Consider the following 23,322-nt stretch of genomic DNA (forward strand, 5'->3'; position numbering starts at 1 on the left):
GGATAGTTTCCCTCTCCTGTCCGGCCGCCGCATTACTCAAACGATTTACCACTGGTTGCCGATGAAGATTCTTGACCCCGGCGTCAACCTCTGGCCCTAGAAGAACGATGCGGGGAATAACGGAAGACTTGGCCGATGCTGCCAGCGCCTATCTGGCATGGTGGGACATGGCGGGCGTTGATGGCGCGACGACGGAAACGCCGGTGAATTGGCTGCGTCCAACGCCAGCTGCCACCCCGCCATCGTCTACCTCCTCTCCCGCCACACTGAAGAAGCCCGGATCGCTTCAGGATTTCACGACCTGGCTCGCTGAGGATGCGGGGCAACCCGAGCGCCGTTGGGCAGGAACGCCCATATTGCCGCAGGGACAAGCTGGATCTCCGCTGATGGTGATCACGGACATGCCCGATCCGGCCGACATGGACGCAGGCACATTGCTTGCCGACCGCGCCGGACGCTTGTTCGACGCCATGCTCTCTGCGATCGGCTTGTCGCGTGAAACGGTCTACATCGCTTCCCTCTTTTGCGCGCGCCCACCCGGCGGCATGGTGGAGGCGGCGGATCTGAATGCTGCGGCCGATCGCATGCGCACCCATGTTTCCCTCGCCGCTCCCGGCAAGCTGCTGCTTCTGGGCGACCGCACGATCCGCACATTCCTTCCCGTACAAGACAAGCAAGGGATGGAAAGTTTACACTTTTTTAACCATGATGGCGGCATTGTACCTGCTTCAGCCACTTTTCACCCGCGGCTCCTGCTCGGGCAGCCCGCGGCGAAAGCGGAATGTTGGCGAACATTGCAACGCCTGGTCGAGGATATGCATCAGTGATTCGCGCGCTCACCCGATCTTCCTGTCTCGCGCTGGCCGCCATGAGTGCCGCCGCAGCCATGCCCGCAAAAGCGAATGAAGCGCCGTCGACCGCAGCGTTCAGGTCCGACTTCAACTCCGCCTTGTCCATCAATGAGGCCGACAAGGGGCGTTACTCAGCCATATACGCCGCACTGGCGAATCAGAGTTGGGCTGACGCAAAAGCCATGATCCTGGCTTTGGATCCGCAGGATCCGATGCGTTTCGTTGCTCTCTCCGACCTCTATGTGGCGAAGGACTCTCCACGCGTTGAGCTGTTCGATGTGCTCGACCTGGTGAACAAGGCAGCTTGGCTTCCCAATGCGGATCAACTTTCGCGTCTGGCGCAAAAGCGGGGGGCGACGATCCTGCCAACCCTCCCGCAAATCCAAAAGATGGTATGGCTGGGTTCGGCCCCCCGCCGCGAATATGTCGCCACGACGAAGACCGACCTGCTGGCCCAGGCGCTGGTTGGCCAGATCACGCCTTTCATCAAGAATGATGATCCTGTCGGAGCGGAAACGCTGCTGGCGTCCGGGGAAATCGGCCTCACCCCTGAAGGCGTGACGGAAGTGCGCCAGCGTGTCGCCTGGTCCTATTATATCGAGAATAACGACGCCGACGCACGCCGCATGGCCAACCGAGCGCTCGAAACCCGTTCGAGCACCGACTGGACGGTGCAAGCGCACTGGACGCTGGGCCTTGCGTCGTGGCGCCAGCATGACTGTGCCACAGCCGCACCTGCGTTCGCCAATGTTGCGGCTCTCGCTGGAAATGCCGACATGCGTGCAGCGGGAGCCTATTGGGCTTCCCGCGCCTATATGGTCTGCGGTCAGGCCGAAAAGGTCGAAAGCCTTCTGAAGACGGCAGCTCGATCCGATGAAACCTTCTATGGCTTGCTTGCCCGCGAGACGCTGGGCATACCGGTTGGCGGCGCCAAAATGGCGCCCCACTTTGGCGCAGCCGATTGGCAACAGCTCAAGGACAGCCCGAATGTCCGCGCGGCCATTGCTCTTGCGTCCATCGGGCAGATCGCGAAGGCCGACCAGTTCATCCGCCATCAGGCACGGATCGGCGGCGCGGCCCAATATGACGCGCTGCTGAAGCTGGCCAACGCTCTCAGCCTTCCCGCCACCCAGCTTTGGCTCGCGCATAATGGTCCGGCGGGTAAACAGCCTGGCAGCTTCGCCCGCTTCCCGACGCCCGACTGGCGTCCGGATGGAGGATGGCGCGTCGATCCCGCATTGATCTATGCCCACACACTTCAGGAATCAGGGTTCCGTAGCGACGTCGTCAGCAGTGCAGGTGCCCGCGGCCTGATGCAGGTCCTGCCTGGCACCGGCAGCGACATGGGCCTTTCCTCCCCTGCCCAACTCTTCGTGCCATCGACCAACATGGAATATGGCCAGCGTTACCTGGAAAATCTCCGCAACATGAGCGCCACCGGCGGGCTGCTGCCCAAGGTCATGGCCGCCTATAATGCAGGCCCCCTGCCCGTCGAACGGTGGAACAGCGAGGTCAAGGACAATGGCGACCCTCTCCTGTTCATGGAGTCGCTGCCCTATTATGAAACCCGCGCTTATGTGAACATCGTCATGCGCAACTACTGGATGTACCAAATCCAGGCGAAGGGCAGCGCCGATTGCCTCACCGGCATGGCGCAAGGCATGTGGCCGACTTTCCCCACCGCCAAGGGGACGCGCATGGTCAGGCTGAGCCAGAACAGCAATCTGTCCGCACCCAGCATCGCGGGCGGCTCTGACTAATGCCGATCGATGAGGACCGGCCATTTCTGCCGGTGCGAATTGCGGTCCTGACGGTGTCCGACAGCAGAGGCCTTGCAGACGATCGATCCGGCGACACCTTGGTCGAGCGGATAAAGGCTGCGGGCCACATATTGGCTGCGCGCTATATCGAAAAAGATGATCGAGCCGCCATCGTTGCGCGCCTGCACAGCTGGATTGACGATCCACAGATTGATTGCATCATCTCCACGGGAGGCACGGGCGTCACCGGTCGCGATGTGACCCCGGAAGCGATCGCCCAGGTCCAGGACAAGGAAATACCTGGCTTCGGCGAACTGTTCCGCTGGCTCAGCTACCAGACAATCGGAACCTCGACGATACAGTCGCGAGCCACCGCCTGCGTCTCGCGCGGGACCTATATCTTCGCACTGCCAGGTTCTACCGGCGCGGTGAAGGATGCTTGGGACGGCATTCTCTCCACCCAACTCGACAGCCGTTATCGCCCCTGCAATTTCGTCGAACTGATGCCCCGCTTGATGGAGCGCTGACGAACTGGCCCTTGCTACAATGTTCCTATTATGTTCTAATGGAGCATGGTTGCTGAAAAGGGTCGAGGCGCGACGTTGAATGTCGCTAGTCACCGCTTCAATATCGCGGAACAGATCGCTGACGGCGACTGGCTCGATACGCTAGATGCCATAGATGGCCCCGTACCGCGCCGTCGCACACAGGTCACCGTCGAACATCCCCGGGCTATCATCAGCCGCAACAAGTCGCCTGATCTCTCCTTTAGCCAATCGATCAACGCTTATCGAGGCTGCGAACATGGATGCATCTACTGTTTCGCCCGGCCAACCCACGCCTATCACGATCTGTCACCCGGCCTGGATTTCGAAACCCGCCTCTTCGCCAAGCCGGATGCGCCCGCCCTGCTCCGCGCCGAACTGTCAAAGCCGTCCTACAGAGTCTCCCCAATCGCCATGGGGACCAATACCGATCCCTATCAACCGATCGAACGGGATTGGAAGATCACCCGCCAATCTATTGAGATATTAGCTGAATGCCGCCACCCACTCTTCATCACGACAAAGTCCGACCGGGTTCTTCGCGACCTTGATCTGCTGAAAGAGATGGCGCGCGACCGGCTCGTTGCCGTGATGATCTCCGTAACGACCCTTGATCCAAAGGTTGCGCGCACTCTCGAACCTCGCGCGGCCCATCCACTTCGGCGGGTGGAGGCTATCCGTCAGTTGGCGCAAGCGGGCGTGCCGGTCGTCGCCAGCGTTTCTCCCATCATTCCCGCCATCACGGATCATGAGATAGAATCCATAATCGACACCGTCGCTGCCGCCGGGGCTCGCGACGCCACCTTCATTCCGGTGCGACTTCCCTTCGAAGTGGCGCCCCTATTCCGCGCTTGGCTCCAAGAACATTACCCAGACCGAGCCGCGAAGGTCATGGGAATCATTCGTGAAATTAGGAGAGGCCGCGACAATGATCCTGATTTTGGGACCAGAATGCGAGGACAGGGGGTTTGGGCCGACCTGATACGCACCCGTTTCATCAAAGCGCGAAAACGCGTCGGCTTTTCAGGCGAGAGGCTTACACTCAGGACCGACCTGTTCCGTCCGCCCGCAGGTCCACAGCTTCAACTCTTTTGATCAGGCCGTTGCCGCGACCAGCCTGAAGCCGGAGCGCCGAGTCCGTGCCCGATACCCATCCGCTTTCGGCTCCATCCGTTCGAAGCTTTGGATGGACAAGCCCGGAATGAGCGCGATCGCGTCCACCTGATCCGCCCCGATCAGGTAATCATCCCCAACGAACATCCGCGCAGCCTTTTCGCCCGCCAGTGGGGTACGCAGGAAAACTTCGCTGCGCCCGCCCCTGTTGCGTAGCAGCAGTTCCGCCAACGCGTTGACAGCTGATGCATCCTGCACATCCACGACCAATTCCATCCGCGATGCGCTGGCGAGTTGGTTAAACTGCTCCACGCCTCTGATCGTCACGCGAGGTGTTTCCTCGCCCGGCATACGATCCAGCTCTACCATCAACAGGGCGCAATCACCGTCCCGCGCCATAACCTCGATAGCCTTGCATGCATCTTCATCGAAGCAACTCGCCTGAAATTGCCCGCTGCTGTCGGAGAATGTCGCTGCCGCATAGCGCGCACCGCGTCGCGTTTCGCGCCAGCGCACCTCTTCCACCATCGCGGCCATGACCGCATTGGCGCGCCCGCCCTCCGCGACCTGCTCGGCACAGATCGCTCCGTAGCTTCTCGCGCCACGCGCCTCAGCCAGATGACGATAGCGATCAACAGGGTGCGCCGAGAAGTAGAAGCCAAAGGCTTCCTTTTCCTGCGCCATCCTGTCCGCAGTGGACCAAGTCTGATGGGGCGGAATTCGGACGTCTGCATGCGGCGTCTCGACGTCGCCAAACAAGCCGCCCTGCCCGCTTTCGCGCGCTTCAGCAGCACTGGCGGCAACGCTCAGGATAGTATCCGCCGCTGCATGCACTCCAGCCCGGTCGGGATGGATTTCGTCGAACGCGCCTGATGCTGCGAGACTTTCAAGCTGGCGGCGGTTCAATAATCGCGGCTCTATCCGGTCTGCAAAGTCATCGAGGGACTTGAACGACCCACCCGCATCCCGCTCGGCAACCAGCTGCTCCATCGCCTTTTCGCCGACGCCCTTTAGCCCCCCCAAGGCATAGCGCACCGCGAAACCAAGGCGCGCATCCTCACCCTCATGCTGGATCGGTTCAACGGAGAAGTCGGCAAGGCTGCGATTGATGTCGGGCGCAAGGCAGCTGAGGCCCATGCGCCGCATGTCATCGACAAAGATGGTCAGCTTATCCGTGAGATGGATATCGAACGCCATCGAGGCGGCATAGAATTCCGCCGGATAATGCGCTTTCAACCACGCCGTCTGATAGGCAAGCAGCGCGTAGGCGGCAGCATGGGACTTGTTGAAGCCATAGCCCGCGAACTTGTCGATCAAATCGAACAGCTCATTGGCTTTGGCGGCCGGAATTTCGCTCCCGGCGCAACCTTCCACGAACCGCGCGCGCTGAGCATCCATTTCCGCCTTGATCTTCTTGCCCATGGCGCGACGAAGAAGGTCAGCGTCCCCCAGGGAATAGCCCGCCAAGATCTGGGCGGCCTGCATCACCTGTTCCTGATAAACGAAGATGCCGTATGTCTCTTCGAGGATAGGCTTCAGGAGAATATGAGGATATTCAATATCTTCCTGGCCATTTTTACGGCGCCCGAACATAGGGATATTGTCCATCGGACCAGGCCGATAGAGCGAAACGAGCGCGATGATATCGCCGAAATTGGTGGGCCGAACGGCGGCCAGCGTCTTGCGCATGCCTTCCGATTCCAGCTGGAACACGCCGACCGTGTCGCCCCGCTGAAGAAGGTCATAGACTGCCGGATCGTCCCAACTGAGGATGCTCAAATCGATCTCGACGCCGCGCCCGGCCAGCAGCTGGACCGCCTTTTGCAGAACAGACAGCGTTTTGAGACCCAGGAAGTCGAACTTTACCAATCCCGCGCCTTCGACATATTTCATGTCGAACTGGGTCACCGGCATGTCCGACCGCGGATCGCGATAGAGAGGCACGAGCTGTGACAAGGGCCGATCGCCGATCACGACGCCTGCAGCATGGGTCGAACTATGCCGGGGAAAGCCCTCCAGCTTCATCGCATAGTCGATCAGCCTTTTGACCTGATTATCATTGTCATATTCGGCCTTGAACTCAGCCACGCCGTTCAAGGACCGTTCCAGCGTCCAGGGGTCAGTCGGATGATTGGGCACCAGCTTGGCGAGCCGATCGACATGGCCATAGCTCATCTGCAGAACGCGTCCGGTATCCTTCAGCACCGCGCGCGCCTTCAACTTACCGAAGGTGATGATCTGCGCCACATGGTCGGAGCCATATTTCTGCTGAACATAGCGGATCACTTCGCCGCGCCGCGTTTCGCAAAAGTCGATGTCGAAGTCCGGCATGGAAACGCGTTCGGGGTTGAGGAATCGTTCGAACAGCAACCCCAGTTGCAGGGGATCGAGATCGGTAATAGTGAGCGCCCAGGCAACCACCGATCCAGCGCCCGATCCGCGGCCCGGACCCACGGGAATATCCTGCTCCTTCGCCCATTTGATGAAGTCGGCAACGATCAGGAAGTAGCCGGGGAAACCCATCTGAATGATGATGTCGGTTTCGAACTTCAGCCGGTCGAAATAGGGCTGGCGGGCCTCATCTCCCTCGATCCCGGCCTTTTCCAGCCGCCACTCTAGTCCTGCCGTTGCCTGTTCCCGCAACATCCGTGCTTCGCCTTCGATGTCGCCAGCGAGGCTCGGCAAGATAGGCTTGCGTTTTGGTGCAGCGACCGCGCAACGTTGGGCGACTACAAGCGTGTTGGCTAGCGCCTCCGGTAAATCCTCGAACAGCCGCTTCATTTCTGCGGCCGGTTTCATCCAGGCGTCAGGCGAACTCGTCCGCCGGTCGGGAGTTTCAACATAGGCCCCGTCGGCGATGCAGAGCATCACATCATGCGCCTCGTGAAAGTGAGGCTCAGCAAAGCAGGTCGGATTGGTAGCGATCAGCGGCAGATCACGCGAATAGGCAAGTTCGAGCAATTCAGCTTCCGCCCTGCCTTCGATGGGATCAAGCCTCCGGCAAATTTCGACATATAGGCGATCCGGAAAGAGGGTCTGAAGCCGGTCAGCATAGGCAAACGCGGCGTCGGGCTGGTCCTCCGCGAACAATCGAGCAAGCGCTCCCTCCGCCCCAGCGGTCAGAGCGATAAGCCCTTCCGTCCGGCCAACCAGCGCATCCAGGGTAACGTGGGGAACTTCTTCGACCGGACGGTCGAGGTGGGCCATCGAAACCAGCGCACAAAGATTATCATATCCAGCTTCATCCTGGGCATAAAGCGCCAGCCAATCATGCACGGCAGCGGCATTGGCAGGGCGCCCCGGCCGCAATATGCCCAGCATGGCTCCGATTATCGGCTGAACGCCCTCGCCCTTGCAGGCATCTGAAAAAGCCATCGACCCATAAAGGCCATTGCGGTCAGTGATCGCTGCTGCCGGAAAGCCCAGCGTTCGCGCTTGCTTCGCGATCTTCTTCGGCTCGATCGCGCCTTCCAGCATGGTGAAAGAGGAAAAGATGCGAAGGGGTACAAAACCGGCATGAGGCATTTTGCATTGATAGCGCCGCTACCACCTCGGGCGCCAGTCCTTCTTGAGAAATGCTGTGGATAAACGGCGGCGTCGGTCGGCTCGCAAACTGCACCGTTGTGGCGCAATCTCCGGGCCGCTTGCCCCATGATTAAGCATTCTCCAACTTATCGCACATAATTGCACGCATATGCGTTTATCCACGATCACCAACTGGGCTTATGGCGCCACCGTACTCCTGACGCTCGCTTCCGGCACGACGATGCTCATGGCATCAGGCGCCGAAAAGGCGGAACGCACCGCGGTCGAGCAGCGCGCGGTCTTTGATCAGCTCACGGCCGCGTTGCTCGAAGACAGCTACCGCCAGACGGAGCAGGCGCGGGCATTCTCGATTACCGGCGATCCCGCTCACGTCATTGCATACCGGCGCGAGAAAGCTGCACTGCGCTCGGTCGAACAGCGTATCGACAGGTTGCGTGACGCGGGTGCTACTGAGGCCGAACTTCGTGCTCTTCGCGACGCCCTACATTGGACCGACGCTCTCACCGATGAGCAGGAAGCGGCCTTACGCGCCGTCGAGGCCGGCAACCACGACATTGCCCGGACAATATTGTTCGGCGATGAATATGGCCGCGAACTCGACCGCATCGGTGCCCAGATTGGCAAGTTCCAGTACATGCTCGATCAACGTACCGAAGCGATGATCGCCCGTGCCACGACGACTGCGCGGCAATGGCGAAGCATGTCCGAGATCATGCTCGGCGCCACGGCGCTCGTTTTTCTCTGCGTTCTCTATTTCATTCTCAAACAGCGCATCCTGCACCCCGTCGTTCGCCTGAGCGATGTAGTTACCCGCTTGGCCGCGCAGGATTTTGCAGCAATCCCGCCGGAATTTTCGCATGTCGACGAAATCGGAGATATGGCCCAGGCGATCCGGATCTTCCGCGAAAATGGCCTAGAGCGGCAACGTTTGGAGAAAGAACGCGACGCTGACCGGATCATGCAGGACCTTCTTTCCCGCATGACACAGCGCCTTCAGGGTTGCGACAACAGCTCCGATCTCATCGACGTCGTGCGACGGTTCGCTCCGGAAATCGCACCTGGTTTCGCGGGCAGGCTGTACATCCACGACGCACGCCGAAATGCGATGCGCCAAGCCTGCGACTGGTTGTCGCCACTATGGTCAAACGAGGAGTTTCCCCCTTCAAGCTGCTGGGGATTGCGTCGCGGCCAGACGCACCGGCCTTCGGGGAACATAATCGACATTCCTTGCGAACATCTGGGCGGGCAATGTTCGGCTTCGACCATCTGCATCCCGCTGGCTGCGCAAGGTGAGACCATCGGTCTCCTTTATTTCGAAGAGCCCAGCAGCCTCGCAGCCGATCAGATCGAGAGGACCGAGAAATATCTGGAGATGCTGGCCGAAAATATCGGGCTGGCGCTGGCAAACCTCCGCCTCCGCGATGCGCTGCGAGAAATGGCGATGGTCGATGCGTTGACCGGCCTCGCCAACAGGAGGCGGTTCGACACCGCACTTGAAGACGCGGTGGCGGTCAGCACGCGCGATCGCTCTCCTCTGGCGTGCCTCATGATCGACATCGATCATTTCAAACGCTTCAATGACGCATATGGCCATGATGCCGGAGATGCGGTGCTGCGGGCCGTGGGCGGTGTGCTCGATGACTCGCTCCGTGAAGACGGTGTCGCCTTCCGCTTGGGTGGTGAAGAGTTCGTGCTGTTGATGCCCGGATTTTCGCTGGATCAGGCGATCGATCGTGCGCGGCATGTCCAAGCGAGGATTCAAAATCTGCGCGTGCAGCATGGCCATCAAGAGCTTGGCCCTATCACGGCTTCATTCGGGCTCGCCGCCTATCCCGATCATGGCAAACCCGGACAACTCGTCCAAACCGCCGACGCCGCGCTCCTTCGCGCAAAGGCGCAAGGACGAGACCAGATCGTGGTAGCCACTGTCCGTGAAGATGCCTCAGTTCAGGCCTGAAGCTTCCTCCAACAACCCTTCATGAAGACGGACTACGCGATCCATCTTTTCCGCGAGCCTTTCATTATGGGTCGCGACCAGAGCGGCGGAGCCTTCCTCCCGCACAAGGCGGAGAAATTCGGCCAGCACGATATCGGCTGTCCGTTCATCCAGATTCCCCGTGGGTTCATCGGCCAGGATCAAGGCAGGCCGGTTTGCGAGTGCCCGAGCCACCGCCACGCGTTGCTGCTCGCCACCAGAAAGTTGGCTCGGTCGATGATCCAGACGATGACCAAGGCCCAAGGATGTCAGGAGCGACTCAGCACGTGCACGTGCCGCATGGAACTCCTTGTCGCGGATAACCTGGGGGAGGATGACATTTTCGGCCGCGTTGAAATCCGGCAGCAGATGGTGGAATTGATAGACGAAGCCCAATGCATCCCTGCGCAAACGCGTCCGTCCGTCATTATCGAGGCGCGCAGCTTCCTCACCATCGATGCGGATGGACCCGTCGAATCCGCCTTCCAACAGACCGACCGCCTGCAACAGGGTCGATTTGCCGGACCCTGACGGCCCGAGCAGCGCCACGATCTCTCCCTCTCCGACGGTCAGGTCGACGCCGCGCAGGACCTCTATCGTGACCCCTCCTTGAGTGAAGCTGCGCTTCAGGCCCGCAACCTTCAATATGTCATTCATAGCGCAGCACCTGAACGGGATCGGTATTGGCAGCCTTGAAGGCTGGATAGAGCGTAGCAAGGAAACTGAAAATCAACGCCATCAAGCAGATGATCGTGATTTCGATGGGATCTGGCTTGGCCGGCAGTTCGGTCAGAAAACGGATCGAGGGATCCCACAAATTCTGCCCGGTCATGAACTGGATCGCGTTCACCACACTCTGCCGGAAAAAGAGGAAGGTGAAGCCCAGCACCATCCCGGCCACCATGCCCAACGATCCGATGGTCACGCCCACGGTCATGAATATCTTGACGAGCCCAACCCGACTTGCGCCCATTGTTCGCAAGATCGCAATGTCACGCGTTTTCGCTCGCACCAGCATGATCAGCGAGGAAAGGATGTTGAAAACCGCGACCAGCACGATGATCGAAAGCACCACGAACATCGCGACCCGTTCAACGGCCAGTGCTTCAAAGAGGGAGGCGTTCATCTGGCGCCAATCGGTCACGACAGCCCGACCGGCAACCTTTCCAGCCAGCGGTTCCAAGATCGTTCCCACCCGATCAGCGTCCACAGTCTCGATCTCGATCATGCCGACCACGTCGCCGAGCAACAATAGGGTCTGCGCATCTTCCACCGGCATCACGACGAACGCCTTGTCGTAGTCGTAGACACCCACCTCAAAGATCGCCGCCACCTGATAGGATATCTGGCGCGGCACAGTGCCGAACGGCGTCGATCGCCCTGCGGGATTGATTATGGTGATGCTGTCGCCAAGCTGTAGGCCCAGATTTTCAGCCAGTCGCGATCCTATGCCAACCTTGCCTGCGTTGGCGGTGAGGTTATCCATGCTCCCTGCCAGCACCTTCGCCTTCAGTGTCGCATTGTTCCGGATGTCCTTGACGGTCATGCCTCGGACGAGGACCGCTTCGACCCGTCCCTGAAAGCTGCCGAGCAGTGGCTGTTCGATAAGCGGCGTTGCGCTGGTTACGCCGGGCGTCGCCTTTGCTTCTTTCAATATGGATCGCCAATCGGGCAACCGTCCACCATAGCCCTGCACCACCGCATGGCCATTCAGTCCCACAATTTTGTCGAACAACTCAGCGCGGAACCCGTTCATCACACTCATCACGATGATGAGCGCGGCCACCCCCAACATCACAGCGGCGAGGCTTATCCCAGCAACGAGGAAAATGAATCCCTCCCCCTTCCCAGGCAGCAGATAGCGCTTGGCAATCATACGTTCGTAGCGTGACAAGATCATGGTGGCGCGAACGGCCCTTTGCGTGATGTTAATTACTGCCCGTCTAGCAGGGTCTCCACTAACGGCAAGCATCGCAGATTGTTGCACCTCAGCCACAGGCGTGAAGCTAAAATCTTCCCGTACGGAAATAGCCCGTGACAGCGGGCCTTCGGAGCCATAGCAAAGTCATCGAAGCACAGGTTAATGGCCGTGGTTCAGGGATACTGCTTCCCGCTTCAAGCTTAGGGGGCTGAGAAGTGGTTGAGGCAGACCAAGGGGGAGACGAGCAATCGTCCATTAGTGCCCGGATCGTGGAAACACGATCCGGGCACTTTTGATTCCGGCCGACACAGGCCTCTTGAAACCCGATTTCGTTCAACCATATCAACGACGCACGGCCGCCTGATGGGGTCGCGCATCGTATCGCCGGACGCCAGCATGGGTCCGGTATGATCATTTTGCTCTGATGGAGATTATGACATGCGTGGTTTTGACCTTACCCCCTATCGCCGCTCCACCGTGGGTTTTGACCGACTTTTCGATCTGATCGAAAACAATGCCCGCCTGCAGCAGGGCGACAACTATCCCCCTTTCAATATCGAGCGTCTTTCGGAGGACCGATATCGAGTTACGCTTGCGGTGGCGGGCTTTCGGCCTGACGAGATCGACATCACTGCTCAACAAAATCTGTTGCAGGTTGTCGGACGCAAGGAAGATAGCCCGAACTCTGATCGCTCCAAATTCCTGCATGTCGGCATCGCCAATCGCAGTTTCGAGCGGCGTTTCGAGCTGGCCGACTTCGTGCGGGTGGAAAAAGCCGATCTTGCGGACGGCCTGCTGACGATCGAACTCGTCCGCGAAATTCCTGAAGCGATGAAGCCAAAGAAGATCGCTGTGAATGGCGGGCAGCTGGTCGATATCAACAAGGATCGCGACGCAGCCTGATCGGATGGTCATGGGGCGCGGCCTGAAGGTCGCGCCCTTTTTGCATCTCAAATCTCTACCTGGCTACCCAGTTCGACCACGCGGTTGGTGGGCAGGCGGAAGAACTCCATCGCGCTTTCCGCGTTCCGCAGCATCCAGGCGAAGATTTTTTCTCGCCACAACGGCATTCCTGGATTGGCAGACGGCAACAGGGTCTGGCGTGCCAGGAAGAAACTGGTCTCCATCATCCTAAATGCCTGACCACATCCGGTGACATTCTTAAGGGCCGCTGGAACGTCCGGTTCCTGCATGAACCCATATTCCAGAACAAGGCGGAAGAACCCCTTCCCGAGATCCTCCAGCCTGCATCGGCCATCATCCTCAACGACTGGAACGTCCTTGATCTTCACCGTCAACAGGATGACCCGCTCATGCAACACCTTGTTGTGTTTCAGGTTGTGAAGCAAGGCATGGGGAACGCCGTTTGGCGTGGACGTCATGAACACGGCCGTCCCAGGAACGCGCACAGCGCTGTTGGCGGCCGAGGCCACGAACACAGGGATCGGCATTGCGCCTTCGCGCAAGCGATCCTGTACCAACCGACGCCCCCGCGACCATGTGGTCAGCAGCGTGAATACGACGAACCCGATCAGCAGCGGGAACCAGCCGCCATCCGGCACCTTGGTAAAATTGGCCGCGAGATATGCGCCGTCCACAATGAAGAATACCGCAAGCAAGGGTGCGGAATAATACCAGCGCCACTTCCACAGCCTGTACAGCAGCACGGTCAGCAGCAGATTGTCGATGAACATCGCTCCGGTGACGGCGATGCCATAGGCGGCAGTCAGATTGGATGATGTCTGGAACACCAGTACCAGCAGGATGACCATCACCATCAATCCCCAATTGATAAGGGGGATATATATCTGCCCCGCAGTCGAGGCACTGGTATGCGCGATCCGCAAGCGGGGCATGAAGCCCAGTTGGATCGCCTGCTGCGTCACTGAAAAGGCGCCGGAAATGACTGCCTGGCTGGCGATTATCGCTGCCAGAGTCGCGAGGCCGATCAGAGGCAACTGCGCCCATTGGGGTGCCAGATGATAGAAGGGGCTGTGGAGCGCAGCCGCGCCTTCGCGGAACAGCAGAGCCCCCTGCCCCATATAGTTCATCATCAATGCCGGCAGGACGAAGCAAAGCCAGGACACGCGGATCGGGCTGCGCCCGAAATGACCCATATCGGCATACAGCGCTTCCGCCCCGGTCACCGCAAGGACGACCGCGCCCAAGGCGAGGAAGGCCGGCAACGGATCGGTCATGAAGAACATGAACGCCCAATAGGGATTGAACGCTAGGAGAATGCCAGGCGTCTCGATTATGCTGATGATGCCCAGGGCCGCGATCGTGACGAAATACACCAGCATGATGGGGCCGAATAGGGCAGCGACGCGATTGGTCCCAAAGCCCTGAATCCAAAACAGGCACACCAATATGATCACTGCGGCAGGTAGAATCGCGGGCGCCAGTTCAGAGTTATAAACGGCGAGGCCTTCCACCGCCGACAACACTGACACCGCGGGGGTGATCATGGAATCGCCATAGAAGAGTGACGTCGCGAACACCCCCAAAAGAACGATACCGCGCGACCATCGCTGAGTCTTCGTTTGCCCGTTGATCAGCGCGAGTAGCGCTAAGCTGCCTCCCTCGCCCTTGTTGTCGGCGCGCATGATGATCGAGACATATTTCAGCGTCACGACCAGCATCATCGACCAGAACATCAGGCTGATAACGCCAAGAATGTGATCGGGATCGAGTGCCAGATGATGATGGCCCGCGAAAGTTTCACGAAAAGCGTAGAGCGGACTGGTGCCGATGTCGCCGAACACGATGCCAATCGCCCCGACGACAAGCTTGGCCGTCGCTTTCTGGCCCGCGTGGCTATGTCCTTCGGACTCGTCGTCCTGCGCATTCGCGACGGCGCTCGCCAATTGATCAGCCATGAAGGAAACGCCAGATGGTCATGATCATACGACACTCAAGCCAAGGCATGCGCACGGGGACAATCCCGCTTAACTCACAAGGATGGCGCGCGCCCTATCACGCCTCCCTGAGCAGCGCAATTGACGAGCCATGTCATTGAACCGCAGGCGCGCTGTCAGCCAGCATCGCGTCGATACGCTCAATGTTAAGCTCCAGTTCCGCCTTGATTTTCGAGCCTTCAGGCGCCCTTGCAGCCAAAGGCGCCCAAAGATCGCGGGCGGCCTGCAACTGGCCCGCTCGAACGAGAGCCAGGCCGTAGAAATAGGGCGGAGCAGGCGCTTGTGGGTCAAGCGACATGGCGCGCCGGTAAGCAAAGTCAGCGCTCGGCGACACCACGCCTCCCGCATGTGCCACAAGCGCGTTGCCCAGACCCAACCACAGGTTGGGATCACCCGGCGATTGTTTGATCCCGGCGAGCAACACGTTCGCCGATTCCTTCGTCTTGCCCTGCCTGCCAAGGCCGTCTGAGAGCATCAACCATTGCCCTGCCGGACCATAGCGTTCCGCCATGCCGCGGCGCAGTTGGGCGACTTGTTCATCAAACTGCTTGCCGGTTGAAGCAGCAGCATTTCTGGGCGCTCCCGCCAAGCCAGGATTTCCTTGCCACGCATAACCGGCAAGGCCGAGTAGCAGAGCGGCAGCCGTCAGCTCCCATGAAACGCGCGGAATGCGTCCAACGGCTACCAGAAGCGCCATCAGGCAAATAGCTAACGCAGCTGCTATGACCCATCCTGTCATCGCGGTCCCCCCCGCTTGATCCGTCCGCGCGCAAGCAACAACCCAAGGCCGATCAGCAATAATGGCGCCCCCCAAAGCGGCCAAAGAACCGGGTCCGCCGTAGGCTCATAACTTACCCAATCGCCATAGCGTTCAATGAGCCAGCTCCGGATATGCTCGGGTTGTTCCCCCGCCATGATCCGCTCCCTGATCTGGGAACGCATATCACCTGCCAGACTGGCGTTGCTGTCAGCGATAGATTGGCTCTGGCAAGTGAGGCAGCGAATCGTCTCCATCAGCGCCTTCGCCTTCCGTTCGAGCGCTGGATCATCGATTTGCCGGTCTGCATAGGGAGCCGGAGGAAGCGCCGACTGCGCCAGCACTGGCGAACTCATCAGCAATGCAAGCAATGTCAGCAGCCATTTCATCGCGCAGCCTCCAAACGCTGGAGAATCATCGGGATGTCATCCGCCCTTATGTCACCGACATGCTGGTAGGCGATGCGCCCCTTTCCATCGATGATGAAGCTTTCCGGCACGCCGGAGGAGCCAATCGCGATCTGCACGCTGCTGCGCGCATCAAGGCCGATACGACTGTATGGATTGCCATAGCGCTGAAGGAAGCGGTCGACATCAGACCGGGCATCACGGATCGCGACCCCGTCAATTTCCACACCTGCTCGCTTCAGCGCCATAAGCTGCGGAGCTTCCGCAGCGCACGGCACGCACCAACTGGCGAAGATGTTCAACAGCCGGGGCTTGCCCGTTGCCAGTTCCGCGCTGGCCAAGGCGGGGCGATCGCTGGCCGCTGCTGGCAAGGTGAATTCGGGCAATGTCTTGCCGACGAGCTTGGAGGTGATGACCCGGTCGTCCGGCTTAAGCAAGCCGCTCGCAAACAGGATGAAGAAACCCGCAAAGAACACAAGAGGTAGCCAAATCAAGAGCTTCTTCATGTCGCAAGCGTCCTGCTGCGCCATTTAAGAAGCCATCCTCGGCGCTCGCGCCCTACCAATGCCAATGCGCCACCAAGGGCAATCAGCCCGCCGCCAAACCAGATCAGCGTGACAAAGGGCTTCCACCAGACCCGAAGTTGCCAACGTCCCTCGGTCGCCTCTTGGCCGAGCACCACATAAAGCTGGCCGTTCCAGCGGGTCAGCAGGGCCGCTTCAGTGGTGGTCGTGGGGGGAGAAGGGAAGAAACGAGATTGTGGATGCAGGGCAACCGGTGCCTCATTCCCCCGGCTCGCCTCCATGTCAGCCTGTAAGGCTGTCCAATTGTCTCCGGCGATCGGCGAAATCTGCACCAGGCGGAGTTTCCAATCGGCAGCTTCGACGACGTCGCCGGGGCGGACGGCCGCCAGCTTTTCAACGGTAAACGCAGAATCGCAAGCCATGCCCGCGAGGCTGACAGCGCATCCGAGGTGAGCGATGACCATGCCCCAGGTAAACAGCGGCGTACGGCGCAAGTTGCGCTTCCACAACGGGGCGACGCTGCCCGCTGCAACGGCCAAGGCGATGACCAGCCCAAGGAACGGCAGCACGCCAATCCGTCCCCAGGCGAGCATTGCCATGACGGCAAGAGCGATCAAGGCGATGACTGCCGGAATCATCATGCGCCCGGCAACCTCTGCCAGCTTGTCCCGGCGCCAGCGGGTCAATGGTCCCGCCACCATGACGATCATCAGGATGAGCGCAATCGGGCCAGCTATCCTGTCGAAATAAGGAGCACCAACCGATACCTTATGCCCGAACGCCTCGGTCAGCAGCGGATAGAGGGTGCCGATCAGCACCAGGCCCAGTATCACCGTCAGCAGCAGATTGTTGATCACCAGCATGGTTTCGCGGCTGACAAGCTCGAACGGCGCGCCTTCACGAACCGCCCCGACCCGCCATCCGAACAAAGCCAGCGCGCCTCCGATATAAAGGCCCAGGAGGATCAGGATGAAGCTGCCTCGTTCCGGGTCAACGGCGAAGGCGTGGACACTCGTCAATATGCCCGAGCGGACCAGGAAGGTCCCAACCATCGACATCGAAAAAGCGATGACGGCCAGCATCACTGTCCAGGCCCGTAACGCATCGCGCGTAGCGAGCACGGTCACGCTGTGCAGCAAGGCCGTGGCCGCGAGCCAAGGCATCAACGAAGCGTTTTCCACCGGATCCCAGAACCACCAGCCTCCCCAGCCCAGCTCATAATAGGCCCAGTAGCTGCCAGCCGTGATTCCGAGAGTCAGAAGTATCCATGCTGCCAGCACCCAAGGACGCATCGCCTTAGCGAAATCTGCATCAACCCGCCGCGTCAGCAGCGCGCCAATGGCAAAGGAGAAGGCGACGGAGAGGCCGACATATCCAAGATAAAGGGTCGGCGGATGGAACGCGAGGCCGGGATCCTGCAACAGAGGATTGAGTCCTTGACCATCCGCTGCGGGAGGAGTGATCCGCGCGAAGGGGTTGGATGCGAAGAGCAGGAAGGCATAAAACCCCAGACTGATAGCCGCTTGACCGCCCAGCGTCGCCATATGCGTGTCCCGCCGTAGCGCCCGTTCAAACAGGGCAACGGCAGACCCCGCGACGCCCATGACCGTTACCCAGAGCAGCATAGAGCCTTCATGGTTGCCCCAAGTTCCCGCGAACTTGTAAAGCCACGGCTTCATGGAATGGCTGTTGGTGGCGACCAATAGCACCGACATGTCCGATCGCATGAAAAGCGTTATCAGCGCCACAAAGGCAATGGCGGTGAGAGCGCCTTGGGCGACGGCTACTGGTCGGACAGCCTGTAGCAATTCGCTCTTTTTTCCCGCCAGCCCGAAAGCCACCAGGCTCAGTTGTAGAAACGCCAGCGCCGCCGCAAGCCATAGCGCGGCCAAGCCCGCTTCGGCGATCATGCCGCCTTCTCCGCTCGTTCCCGCCCTATGGCCACCCTAACAACGTTCACTGGCCTGCCTTCATCTCGTGGGTCGTCTCATTATACTGAATGCCTTCGAGTTCCCGAGGCATGTACCGTTCATCATGCTTGGCCAGCAGGTTGGTGGCGATAAAAGTGCCCGTGCCATCGAACGATCCTTCCGCAACCACGCCCGATCCTTCCTTGAACAAATCGGGAGCTATGCCCCTGAAAACAGCAGGAACGGTCGCTTTTCCGTCGGTCACGTCAAAATGCATGGTCACGCCGTCGGCGGCTCGCTTGAGACTGCCTTTCACCACCATGCCGCCCAGACGAATGGACTTGCCCGGTTCGACCCCTTTGGCGCGAACGTCGGCGGGCGCATAGAAATAGGCGGCTTCGTCACGCAATGCCGATGCCGCGAGCAAACCCGCACCGATCAAGGCGAACAATGCGACGATCGCTAGAATGAGGCGCTGATGCTTCGCTTTCATGGCCGGTCTGACAATCTTTGTGCAGCCGACTCTGCATCACGCATGGAGCGCCAGCATGCAAGGCAGAGGGCCAAGGTGCCCGAAAAGGTCAGCACATAAGCGCCGACGACGAAAGCCCATTGGTTCATGCCATTATCCCCGCGCCAGCCGCTGCATGCGCGCTTCCACCTTGTTGCGCGCCAATATCGTGCGCATCCGCATCAACACGATCGCCCCGAACAAAAGGGAAAAACCGATAAGGGTAAGCCCCAGCGGCCAGAGAATCGAGGTGTCGATACTCGACCCGCGCATCGTGATGCTAGGTCCCTGATGGAGACTGTTCCACCACACGACGGAGCGATTTATGATCGGTATATTGACCGCGCCTACCAAGCCGAAAATGGCTGTAGCTGCGCTGACGCCGCCCTGTTCCTGACGCGCACTGGCATTCGCCAGCGCTATATATCCAAGATAAAGGAAAAGGAGCACGAGCATGGACGTCATCCGCCCGTCCCACTCCCACCATGTCCCCCAGGTGGGGCGTCCCCAAATGGACCCTGTCGCAAGGCAAATAGCCGTAAACAGCGCGCCTGGGACCGCAATCGCTCGTCCAGCAACAGCGGCCAGCGGATGCCGCCAGACCAACTGCATCAGCGCCGCCACCGCAATTCCTGTCCATCCGGCCATTCCAAGCCATGCCGCGGGCACATGGATATAGAGTATGCGAACCGTCTCGCCCTGGAGATAGTCAGCCGGGGTGATGAACAGCCCGCAGCCCGCACCCACCAGAAGCAGAACGAAACCTGGCCAGAACAGCCAAGTGGTCAGCGGCCGAGCGATCTTCAGGAAACGGGCAGGATTGGCGAAGCGATGCATTTGGACAGGCTCTTTAGCTGCGCCGAACGCGCAAAGCCAGTGGCCCTTTTTCTGTTACGCACAGTACATAATGTCGCTGCCACGGCCGCCCAAACAGCCTTTTTTGTTTCAGACAGGCGACAAATCAGGATCGAACCACTATATGCGCGCGCAGCAGCCATTTTTAGGCGCACAGCATCGGCTATGGATCCGCTCGCACCCATGTTTACGACAAACCCGTTCGACGACGACAAGCTGCGTGAAGAATGCGGCATTTTCGGCGTCATTCAAGCCGAGACCGCTTCGGCGATCGTCGCGCTTGGCCTTCATGCGCTTCAACACCGTGGACAGGAGGCCGCCGGCATCACCAGCTGGGACGGTCACGATTTCCATACCCACCGCGCCATGGGGCATGTGGCGGGCAATTTCGACCGCGATGAAGTGATTCGCGGCCTGCCGGGCCACACGGCATCCGGGCACGTCCGTTACTCGACCACGGGCGAAACGTCCCTCCGCAACGTACAGCCCCTCTATGCCGAGCTTAACTCCGGCGGCTTCGCCATCGCGCATAACGGCAATATCTCCAATGCGATGAAGCTCCGCCGCGAGCTGATTCGTCGCGGCTCAATCTTTCAGTCGACCTCCGACACCGAAGTGATAATCCATCTGGTCGCGACTTCGACCTATCGGACTCTGCTCGACAAGTTCATCGATGCGCTCAAGCAGATCGAGGGCGCCTATTCGCTGATCGTGACTACACCCGAGGGCATGATCGCGTGCCGCGACCCGCTGGGCATCCGGCCGCTGGTCATGGGGAAATTGGGCGACGCCACCATTTTCGCGTCGGAAACCGTCGCCTTTGACGTAGTAGGCGCCGACCATATTCGCTCCATCGATCCGGGTGAGCTAGTCATCGTCACTCATGATGGGGAGATGCGCAGCCATCGCCCCTTCGGCGATGTGCATCCGCGCCCCTGCATTTTCGAACATGTCTATTTCAGCCGCCCCGATTCGATCGTGGATGGTTCAAGCGTCTATTCGGTTCGCAAGGCGATCGGCGCTCAATTGGCAATCGAAAATCCTGTCGATGCCGACCTGGTTATTCCCGTTCCCGACAGCGGCGTGCCTGCAGCCATCGGCTATGCCCAGCAGTCAGGGCTTCCCTTCGAACTGGGCATCATCCGTTCCCACTATATCGGACGGACCTTCATCCAGCCAGGCGACAAGGTCCGCCACCTTGGCGTCAAGCTCAAGCATAATGCCAATCGCGCCCTAATCGCCGGGAAGCGCGTCGTTCTTATCGATGATTCGATCGTGCGGGGAACGACCAGCCTCAAAATCGTGCAAATGATGCGCGAGGCAGGCGCCAAGGAAGTGCATATGCGCATTGCCAGCCCGCCAACAAAACATAGCTGCTTCTACGGCGTCGATACGCCGGAACGCACGAAGTTGCTGGCTCATCGCCTGGACATTGGCGGCATGCAGGACTTCATCCATGCCGACAGCCTTTCCTTCATTTCGATCGACGGCCTCTACAAGGCGCTGGGCGAAACGAAACGGGCCGACATCCGCCCTCAATATTGCGACGCCTGCTTTACCGGCGACTATCCGACCACGCTCACCGATCAGGACGACGTCGTGGTGAAGAACCAGCTTGAATTGCTCGCTGAACGGGTCGTCTGATCGATAGGTCATTTCTGAATGGCTGCCCGGTCATGGGCAGCCACTACCTTTTCCACTAAACCGGCCCTATCCATCCGTAAGGGCGAACAGGATGCTTCATGTCCACTCTTCCTCTTTCCGGTAAGCTTGCCCTGGTGACCGGCGCGAGCCGTGGTATCGGCGCCGCCACTGCCAAGGCACTTGGCGCTGCTGGTGCTCATGTCATTCTGACAGCCAGAACTGCCGGTGGTCTTGAGGAGGTAGAAGAATATATCCACGGCGCCGGAGGCAGCGCCACCATAGCGCCGCTCGACCTTGTCGATGGCGAAAGCATCGGGCGGCTTGCTCAGGCGGTTTCGGGCCGGTGGGAGGCGCTGGATATTCTAGTTCTGAACGCAGCGACCCTCGGCAGCCTGGCTGCAGTGCCCGCGATCGACGTGAAGGAATTCGCTCGACTGCTGACGCTGAACATAGCAGCACCACAGGCTTTGATCGCAGCTTTCGACAGAATGCTCCGCGCAAGTTCCGACGCGCGCGTCATTGCTATCACATCATCGGTCGCTACCGCGCCGCGCGCTTATTGGGGTGCCTATGGCGCGTCGAAGGCAGCGCTCGAAACGCTCGTAAGCACGTATGGCGAGGAAGTGAAAAATATCTCGGCCATACGCACTCATATCGTTGACCCGGGCGCGACCCGGACGGCGATGCGCGCCAGAGCCTATCCGGGAGAAGATCCCGCGACGGTGAAAGACCCCGAGGTCGTGGGCCAAGCCATAGCTGATCTCGTCCTTTCGGATCGGCCAAACGGCTATCACCAGCGTTTGGATTGATCTTAGCCCGGCTTGACCAGCGTTACCTGAGCGACATCGATCGTGCCGCCGCGAAAGCCGCCTTCGCAATACATCAGATAATAGCGCCAGAGCGCGACGAAATGCTGGTCGAAGCTGGGAGGTAAAAGACCGCGGTCGACGGCTCGGTCGAACCTTTCCCGCCAGCGCCGAAGAGTTTCTGCATAGTGGACGCCAAAATGGCGTACCTCCCTCCATTCCAGCCCATTGGCTTCCGCCAAAGCCCTGAAGCGGCTTTCGGACAGCAGCATTCCGCCGGGGAAAATGTAAGTCTGGATGAAATCGGCGCTCCGCGCATATTTCTCGAATATGGCGTCGTCGATGAGGATATATTGGATTGCCGCCTTCCCGCCGGGTTTCAGCAGCCGCTCTATGGCAGCGACATAAGCGGGCCAATATTCCTGCCCCACCGCTTCGACCATTTCGACGCTTGCGATCGCGTCATACTGTCCTTGAGCGTCCCGATAATCCGTCAGCAGGATGCTTGCGCCAGCACCAAGCCGATCTCGCGCATAGTCGGCCTGCTCGGTCGACAGGGTCAGTCCGTAATAGCGGATGGCGCAACGTTGCAGCGCCTGCTCAGCCAAACCTCCCCACCCGCAGCCTATCTCAAGCAGTGCGCTGCCTTCCTTGAGGTCGAGCCGGTCGAGGATGGCGTCCACCTTGCGTTGTTGCGCTCGTTCAAGGCTCTCGATCCGGTCATCGGGATCACGGAACAAAGCACTGGAATAATGCATGTCCCGGTCCAGCCATAGGCGGTAGAAGTCGTTTCCAAGATCATAATGATAGGCGATGTTACGACGTGACCCCTTCCGGTCGTTGCGACGCACCCAATGCCCGAACCGGGCAATCCATCGGGCCGGGCCATTTGGGCGAGCCACATTACCCAGTGTCGCGGCGTTCGCCATGAACAACTCGAACAAGGGGACCGGGTCCGGACTACTCCATTCACCAGCAGCCCATGCCCGATACCATCCAGCCGATCCCCCGACGACCAGCCGCAACAAAGCGCGCCAGCGGACCAGCCGGACTTCGCAGACCGGCCCCGTTCCACGCCCCCCCAATATTCTCGCGGTTCCATCCGGCAGCGTGGCCTCAAGCCTTCCTTTCAGAAGGCCCGAATCGATATGGTCCAGCAAACGGTGGAAGTGAGGGGCGACCAAGCGCGACGCCCATCCGCGCGTATTTTCCCCGTCCAGGCGCCGCACGGTCGGCGCTCGTCTGCCATGCCCGGGATCGATCGCGTTCATCCCTTCAC

At 59.7% G+C, this 23,322-nt stretch carries 19 protein-coding genes; 8 read left to right on the plus strand and 11 right to left on the minus strand.

The window, feature by feature from the left end:
- Window positions 1-107: 107 nt before the first annotated feature.
- From ACZ5TH_RS05305 to ACZ5TH_RS05320, 4 genes are read left to right on the plus strand one after another with little or no spacing between them, the layout of a single operon-like run.
- Window positions 108-827, plus strand: a complete 720-nt coding sequence (locus ACZ5TH_RS05305; protein ID WP_464794863.1) for a uracil-DNA glycosylase family protein — start codon at window positions 108-110, stop codon at window positions 825-827.
- On the plus strand, window positions 824-2,611 hold the full coding sequence (locus ACZ5TH_RS05310) for a lytic transglycosylase domain-containing protein (RefSeq protein ID WP_464794864.1): 1,788 nt from the start codon (window positions 824-826) through the stop codon (window positions 2,609-2,611). Before ACZ5TH_RS05305 ends, ACZ5TH_RS05310 begins: the two co-directional genes overlap by 4 nt.
- Window positions 2,611-3,138: a molybdenum cofactor biosynthesis protein B gene (moaB, locus tag ACZ5TH_RS05315; RefSeq protein WP_196226019.1), complete on the plus strand. Its 528-nt coding sequence runs from the start codon at window positions 2,611-2,613 to the stop codon at window positions 3,136-3,138. Before ACZ5TH_RS05310 ends, moaB begins: the two co-directional genes overlap by 1 nt.
- Before the next feature lie 45 nt (window positions 3,139-3,183).
- The gene (locus ACZ5TH_RS05320) at window positions 3,184-4,251 is read left to right on the plus strand and encodes a PA0069 family radical SAM protein (RefSeq protein WP_464794865.1); all 1,068 of its coding nucleotides are present in this window, start codon (window positions 3,184-3,186) and stop codon (window positions 4,249-4,251) included.
- On the opposite strand, the gene dnaE is transcribed toward ACZ5TH_RS05320, so the two are convergent.
- On the minus strand, window positions 4,252-7,794 hold the full coding sequence (dnaE, locus tag ACZ5TH_RS05325) for a DNA polymerase III subunit alpha (protein ID WP_464794866.1): 3,543 nt from the start codon (window positions 7,792-7,794) through the stop codon (window positions 4,252-4,254). It lies immediately after the preceding gene.
- A gap of 169 nt (window positions 7,795-7,963) precedes the next feature.
- On the opposite strand from dnaE, the gene ACZ5TH_RS05330 reads away from it, so the two are divergent.
- On the plus strand, window positions 7,964-9,772 hold the full coding sequence (locus tag ACZ5TH_RS05330; RefSeq protein ID WP_464794867.1) for a diguanylate cyclase: 1,809 nt from the start codon (window positions 7,964-7,966) through the stop codon (window positions 9,770-9,772).
- Here ACZ5TH_RS05330 and ACZ5TH_RS05335 read toward each other — a convergent pair.
- A complete protein-coding gene (locus ACZ5TH_RS05335) occupies window positions 9,758-10,447 on the minus strand; it encodes an ABC transporter ATP-binding protein (RefSeq protein WP_464794868.1) in 690 nt (229 codons plus the stop codon). The two genes, ACZ5TH_RS05330 and ACZ5TH_RS05335, sit on opposite strands and share 15 nt — an antisense overlap.
- A complete protein-coding gene (locus ACZ5TH_RS05340; RefSeq protein WP_196226015.1) occupies window positions 10,440-11,690 on the minus strand; it encodes a lipoprotein-releasing ABC transporter permease subunit in 1,251 nt (416 codons plus the stop codon). The genes ACZ5TH_RS05335 and ACZ5TH_RS05340 overlap by 8 nt, the downstream gene beginning before the upstream one ends.
- Before the next feature lie 459 nt (window positions 11,691-12,149).
- Here ACZ5TH_RS05340 and ACZ5TH_RS05345 point away from each other — a divergent pair, with 459 nt between their 5' ends.
- Window positions 12,150-12,614 carry an Hsp20 family protein gene (locus tag ACZ5TH_RS05345; protein WP_196226014.1) on the plus strand — a complete coding sequence of 155 codons (465 nt, stop codon included), beginning with the start codon at window positions 12,150-12,152 and terminating at the stop codon, window positions 12,612-12,614.
- A gap of 47 nt (window positions 12,615-12,661) precedes the next feature.
- Here the strand turns inward: ACZ5TH_RS05345 and ACZ5TH_RS05350 are convergent, their stop codons facing one another.
- The 7 genes from ACZ5TH_RS05350 to ccmC all read right to left on the minus strand — a co-directional run bounded on the left by ACZ5TH_RS05350 (window position 12,662) and on the right by ccmC (window position 19,575).
- Entirely contained in the window at window positions 12,662-14,590 is a 1,929-nt protein-coding gene (locus tag ACZ5TH_RS05350; RefSeq protein ID WP_464794869.1) for a potassium transporter Kup, read from the minus strand.
- A gap of 133 nt (window positions 14,591-14,723) precedes the next feature.
- Entirely contained in the window at window positions 14,724-15,368 is a 645-nt protein-coding gene (locus ACZ5TH_RS05355; protein WP_449472476.1) for a tetratricopeptide repeat protein, read from the minus strand.
- Entirely contained in the window at window positions 15,365-15,775 is a 411-nt protein-coding gene (locus tag ACZ5TH_RS05360; RefSeq protein WP_449472478.1) for a cytochrome c-type biogenesis protein, read from the minus strand. Before ACZ5TH_RS05360 ends, ACZ5TH_RS05355 begins: the two co-directional genes overlap by 4 nt.
- On the minus strand, window positions 15,772-16,299 hold the full coding sequence (locus ACZ5TH_RS05365; protein WP_464794870.1) for a DsbE family thiol:disulfide interchange protein: 528 nt from the start codon (window positions 16,297-16,299) through the stop codon (window positions 15,772-15,774). The genes ACZ5TH_RS05360 and ACZ5TH_RS05365 overlap by 4 nt, the downstream gene beginning before the upstream one ends.
- On the minus strand, window positions 16,296-18,227 hold the full coding sequence (locus tag ACZ5TH_RS05370; RefSeq protein WP_464772381.1) for a heme lyase CcmF/NrfE family subunit: 1,932 nt from the start codon (window positions 18,225-18,227) through the stop codon (window positions 16,296-16,298). Before ACZ5TH_RS05370 ends, ACZ5TH_RS05365 begins: the two co-directional genes overlap by 4 nt.
- A gap of 46 nt (window positions 18,228-18,273) precedes the next feature.
- A complete protein-coding gene (gene ccmE, locus ACZ5TH_RS05375) occupies window positions 18,274-18,720 on the minus strand; it encodes a cytochrome c maturation protein CcmE (RefSeq protein ID WP_464794871.1) in 447 nt (148 codons plus the stop codon).
- A gap of 132 nt (window positions 18,721-18,852) precedes the next feature.
- Window positions 18,853-19,575 (minus strand): heme ABC transporter permease CcmC, encoded by a 723-nt coding sequence (gene ccmC, locus ACZ5TH_RS05380; protein WP_464794872.1) that lies wholly within the window; start codon window positions 19,573-19,575, stop codon window positions 18,853-18,855.
- Between the two features lie 183 nt (window positions 19,576-19,758).
- Here ccmC and purF point away from each other — a divergent pair, with 183 nt between their 5' ends.
- Window positions 19,759-21,237 (plus strand): amidophosphoribosyltransferase, encoded by a 1,479-nt coding sequence (purF, locus tag ACZ5TH_RS05385; protein ID WP_449472500.1) that lies wholly within the window; start codon window positions 19,759-19,761, stop codon window positions 21,235-21,237.
- Between the two features lie 98 nt (window positions 21,238-21,335).
- Entirely contained in the window at window positions 21,336-22,046 is a 711-nt protein-coding gene (locus ACZ5TH_RS05390) for an SDR family NAD(P)-dependent oxidoreductase (RefSeq protein ID WP_464772383.1), read from the plus strand.
- Window positions 22,047-22,048: 2 nt separating this feature from the next.
- Here ACZ5TH_RS05390 and ACZ5TH_RS05395 read toward each other — a convergent pair whose 3' ends face one another.
- Window positions 22,049-23,314: a class I SAM-dependent methyltransferase gene (locus ACZ5TH_RS05395; protein WP_464794873.1), complete on the minus strand. Its 1,266-nt coding sequence runs from the start codon at window positions 23,312-23,314 to the stop codon at window positions 22,049-22,051.
- Between the last annotated feature and the right edge of the window lie 8 nt (window positions 23,315-23,322).

The organism is Sphingobium sp. TomTYG73 (genome assembly GCF_055394245.1).